The organism is Vannielia sp. (assembly GCF_029212645.1).
In the GTDB taxonomy this organism is placed as follows: domain Bacteria; phylum Pseudomonadota; class Alphaproteobacteria; order Rhodobacterales; family Rhodobacteraceae; genus Vannielia.
In genome coordinates this window covers 1-4,992 of sequence record NZ_JARGND010000091.1, presented here as the reverse complement: position 1 = coordinate 4,992, position 4,992 = coordinate 1, and the positions used below count along the sequence as shown (strand labels likewise).

4 protein-coding genes are annotated in these 4,992 nt (G+C 58.4%); all 4 read right to left on the bottom strand.

Annotation, left to right across the window (positions count from 1 at the left end; translation table 11 throughout):
* Positions 1–166 precede the first annotated feature (166 nt).
* Positions 167–1,258, bottom strand: a complete 1,092-nt coding sequence (dctP, locus tag P1U55_RS15740) for a TRAP transporter substrate-binding protein DctP (protein WP_301048588.1) — start codon at positions 1,256–1,258, stop codon at positions 167–169.
* A gap of 17 nt (positions 1,259–1,275) precedes the next feature.
* On the bottom strand, positions 1,276–2,598 hold the full coding sequence (locus tag P1U55_RS15735; protein WP_301048587.1) for a TRAP transporter large permease subunit: 1,323 nt from the start codon (positions 2,596–2,598) through the stop codon (positions 1,276–1,278).
* Positions 2,588–3,091 (bottom strand): TRAP transporter small permease subunit, encoded by a 504-nt coding sequence (locus tag P1U55_RS15730; RefSeq protein ID WP_301048586.1) that lies wholly within the window; start codon positions 3,089–3,091, stop codon positions 2,588–2,590. Before P1U55_RS15730 ends, P1U55_RS15735 begins: the two co-directional genes overlap by 11 nt.
* Positions 3,092–3,611: 520 nt before the next feature.
* Positions 3,612–4,442 carry a DUF3883 domain-containing protein gene (locus P1U55_RS15725; RefSeq protein ID WP_301048585.1) on the bottom strand — a complete coding sequence of 277 codons (831 nt, stop codon included), beginning with the start codon at positions 4,440–4,442 and terminating at the stop codon, positions 3,612–3,614.
* Between the last annotated feature and the right edge of the window lie 550 nt (positions 4,443–4,992).

Here is a 4,992-nt window from a genome sequence, read left to right as displayed (position 1 = left end):
GCCTGGTCGCCGACCTCTTCACCGCCGTCCCCGAACTGCTCGAAAAACTCTGACAGGAGGGGGGGCAACCCGCCTCACTTAAGGGGGGTTCCCCACCCCACAACAAAAGGCCCCGGAGAATAACTCCGGGGCCTTAATCCATTGACAGTATCGACTTGAGTATCGCTTATTCTACGCAGGCACGGATCGTTTCGATATCCGGTCCGTTTGGTGTGCGGCCCAGGTTGAACGGGGCCGAGGCATCGCGCCATTTGGCGTAATCGGCGAGATACTCAAGCTGGCTGAGGTACACCTTGGCGGAATCGGGATTTTCGCAAGCGGTTTGCTCGATCACATCGTTCGCCATTTCCTGAACCTTGGCCAGCGTTTCATCATCATAGCGGGTGATTTCGACGCCCGCGTCCTTGAACTGCTGGTAGGCTTCAGTCGCGCGCTTTTCGGTGAAGGCGAGCGACCAGATCAGGTTGGCCTGAGCGGCGATTTTCAGGTTTTCCTGTGTCTCTTCGGACAGCGCATCCCAGGACGCCTTGTTGATCATCACACCAAAGGCAGACGCGGATTGGTGCCAACCGGGGGTCGCCCAGTGCGTCGTCACCTGATGGAAGCCACCCGAGAAATCGACGTTCGGCGTTGAAAATTCTGCGCCGTCGATCACGCCGCGTTCCAGCGACTGGTAGATTTCACCACCGGCCATGGACACCTGACTGCCGCCCAGGTTCTCAAGAAGACGCCCTTGCTCAAGCCCCGAAAGGCGCAAACGCATGCCCTGAAGGTCTTCCAGGGTTTCGATCTTCTTGTTGGTGCGGAAGCCGGATTCGTTGTTGGTCACGCCGTAAGGCAGATAAACCATGCCGAATTTGCCGTAGATCTCGTTGTAAAGATCGAAACCGCCCCACTGTTCGATCCAGTTGACGTAGTCAACCGCGTTGAACAGGCTGGCGGTGGTTGCGAGGGGCGAAAACGCAGAGTTGCGCCCGGCCCAATATCCCGGCCAGTCGCCACCGGCCTGAATGGTGCCGGATTCAACCGCACCAAACACTTCGCCCGCGGGCACGAGTGCGCCGCCTTCGAAGAATTCGATGGTGAGCTCATCGCCTGTCAGCTTGTTGGCCAGCTCAACGAAGTGCTTGTCGATCTCGATCAGTTCAAGGGATGTGGGCCAGGTGCTGGTCATGGTCCAGCTTTCCTGCGCAATCGCTGGCGTCGACAGAGTTGCCGCGAATGCAACGCCTGCGAAAATTGTTGATTTCAACGTCATCAGAATACCTCCTCAGGTTACTTGGTATAGAGAGTTTCAGGTAGCCATGTGATCAGTTGCGGGAACAGCGCCACGGCCATGCACATCATCAGGATCAGGCCGATGAATGGCAAAACCCCTACGATGATATGTGTCGTTTTCACTGTCGCCGGTGCGATCGCACGTAAGTAGAAAAGCGCATATCCAAAGGGCGGCGTCAGGAAGGACGTTTGCAGAACCACAGACATCAGAACCACGAACCACAGCAGGTTCACGTCCATTTCCTGCACGATCGGAAGGAAGATCGGGAAGGACAGAAGCACGATGCCCGTCCAGTCCAGAAACGCCCCCAGAATGAACACGATGAACATCATGATCGTGATCAGCAACCATGGCTCCATTTCGAGCCCACGGATGATATCCTGTGTGGCGCGCAACCCGCCGGTGATGTTGAATACGCCGGTAAAGGCCGTGGCCCCAACGACAATGAACAGGACCATCGCCGAGGTGCGGCCGGTTTCCAGCATCGCACCGTAAAAGCTTTTCCAGTTGAACTTGCCGCGCAGGATCACGATCCCTAAAGCAAGTGCCGCGCCAATGGCCGAAGCTTCGGTCGCGGTGGCGATGCCAGCGAGCAGCGAGCCCAGAATGCCGAGGATCAGAACCAGCGGCGGAACCGCCTCGATCACCAGCATACGGGCCAGTGCGGGCTTGCTGATTTTCTCGTCCGGTTCAACGGCGGGGGCCATGCTGGGGCGCACGATTGCCACGACAACCACCCAAACGGCATAGAGCAGCCCAAGCAGGATGCCCGGCACCATTGCCCCGGCAAACAGCTCTCCCACGGAAAGCGGCGAGTAGCTGGCCATCAGGATCAGCATGATCGACGGCGGAATGAGAATGCCAAGGCAACCGGACGCCGCGATCACGCCCGTCGTCAGTGTCGGGCTATAGCCATATTGCAGCATCGGGCGCAGGGCCATGACCCCCATCACCGTGATGGACGCGCCGATAATGCCCGTCGTGGCGGCCAGCAGGATCGAGATAAAAACCACGGCGAGCGCAAGTCCGCCCCGCACGTTCGACATCAGCAACCGGAGCGACTCGAACATCTTGTCGGTCACCCCGCTGTCTGACAGGAATCTTGCCATCAATATGAATAGCGGAATGGCGATCAGGGTGAAATTGCTCAGAACGTCGCCAAAGATGCGGTTGATGACGATGCCCAGCACCATCGGCTTGCCCGCGATCAGCGTGCCCAGAACGGCGGTGCCGCCCAACACAAAGGCGAGCGGGTGCCCCATGAACAGGCCCAGCAACAAAAGGCCGAACATGCAAAGCGCGATTATTTCAGGTGCCACTTGGCCGCTCCTCTCGGTGGTCAACAATTAGCTTCAAGACTTCGGAAATCCCTTGCAGCATCAAGAGCGCAGCCGCGACAGCCATCGCCATTTTCAACGGGTAGACCGGCAGTTGGACCGAGCCATAGGTGGTTTCACCCTGCGTGTAGGACCGCATGGCGAACTCGTAAGATCGCGTCATGAACACCCACGCAAAGGGAAAGAAGAAGATAAGGTAGCCAAGCACCTCAACGATGCGGCGGGTCTTGGGCGCCAGGACTTCGGTGACGAGATCAACCCGAACATGCGCCTGATGGCGCAGCGCATACCCGCCCAGAAGCACGAAGTAGAAGCCATAGAGCATCTTGGTAACATCAAAGGCCCAGCGTGTGGGCTCGTTCATGACGTAGCGCATGAACACGTCGTAAATTATGATTGCTGCAAACAGGACGGCCACAACGGAAATGATCCGGCCGACCAGCTCGTTCAGCGAGTCGATGAAACGAAATAGCATCGCAGAGGCCTCCTTTGTGCGCGGGATACTATCGGCAGGGCCTTGGGATACAAGCAGAAAAAGCGGGTTGCCTTCGCCACCTCCGGGGCGATAGAACCCTCGCCCTTGCGCCTTTGGGAAACGTGCCTTTCGCACCGAAAAGGATGCGATAATCCCTTATTTTACAGAGGCCTACAGCCACTTCCTTAACGTCACTTGCCGTCTGCGCCGCCCTGCCCGGCGGGCCAGGTTTTTGATGTCATTAAGGGTCAACGGTTCGCCGCCTGAGGCGTCCCGGAAGATCGGACGAGTGGCTAAGATGGGGGCAGGCTTGGGCGCGGCGATGTCACCACCATCGCCGATCCCGCCACAGAGGACGGCATCTGCAACCGCCATGTCAGCTTCGTGATGCGGTTGGCATGGCTTGTCCCACCGCGGCTGGTCTTGCGGCGTGAGCCCATGGTTCTGCCAATCTTTTTCCTCTGTGGCCTGGCCGAGATGCCGTGGGCCCAGCAGCCTGAAAAAGGTGTTTGACTGACGCTCAGTGAAAGCTGGCCTGAAAGCTCGTGGCGGTCAGCGACACGTGGGCGTCCAGCGGCGGGCGCAGCTCAAACGCCTTCGGCTCGCGTGCAAAGTGATAGAGCCGCATGAGGCACCAGTCTGCCCGCCGTTCATCGGCAACAGCCAGTTCATTGCGCGAAATATGGAAGGGCGTGCGTTCCCAGCCGTTGGTCGTTTTCACTTCGATCAATCGGGGCCGGCCATCCGGCGCATAGCTAGCAATATCATACCCCGCGCCATCGCCATCCTCCTCCGAGACCCAACGCACCTTTGACGCAAGATCAGAGCGCCCGGAACCAGCCAGCACCGCTTTCTCATGCGCCAGCGCGCGTTCCTCCCCCGCCCGGCCAAGCGCGCGGTTGCGCTCATCACGTTCGGCGACGTTAAACTTGCGGGCGGTGGCGATGGTTTGCTCAAGCTCAGGAGGGGGCGGCTGGTTGCTGAGCGTCGGGGGCGGTCCAACCCAAAGTTGAGCTGCGTCGCGCAGGCCCATCGCGGGCCGATCCAGAATGCGGGACAGCCAGCCAGGGTTGAGTTCCAGCCAACGCGCCACCGCGTCTTCTAGTGTGCCTTGGTAGTTTTGCGCGGGCTTGTAGCCGGGGATCCAGTCCTCTCCGAGTGCCCGGAGAACCGCGCTAATGTTCTGGTGCTTGAACTCAATCGAACTGCGGTTGCGGTCGATCTGGACCTGAAGATCGCGATTGTGCGCAGCCTTGTTATAGGACTGGCCAGCGAAGTCCGCAGCCAGCATCGCGAAGTAATCCGCGACGATCAGGTCATTCTCTGCGTCAGTCCAAGGCCGGTTCGACATGCGGCCAGGCTAGACGCGGGAAAATCATTTGTCATCAGCGGTTTCGTCAAGGGATGGGATGCAAACAAACCCGCGAAATCCACCTGCCTAAGCTGGCACCCCGAGCAACGCGCCTACCGCGTGTTCTGGCCATTTGGATCGATCACTTTTCTACCCAATCGGTCGCGCATGTTTTGCGGTTCGCAGTGCTTGTATAACCACTGCTCTCGTGTCTTCGGACGATGGACTATTGCAGATGGCAATTTTTAAGCGGCGGTGGTGGTCCTCCGTGACACCGCCACGCTTTGGTCTTCAAATACAACGCCGTGGAAGCCGAACTTGAGGCGTTTCAGAAAAGCGGTGCCTGCCCCGAGAGCATCGCTATGACGGAATACGGTATAAGGGTCTGGTGCGGAGGGTGGAAACATTCGTCGCGCCAATCACCCGAAGGTTGAACTCTCGACCAAACAAGGTCATCATCCAGCTATTGGTTAACCGTGTTTCGCCGCCATATTGGCGGCATCTGTTTGGTATCGGAACGATTAGGGAATGGACGGAATTTATACCCAGG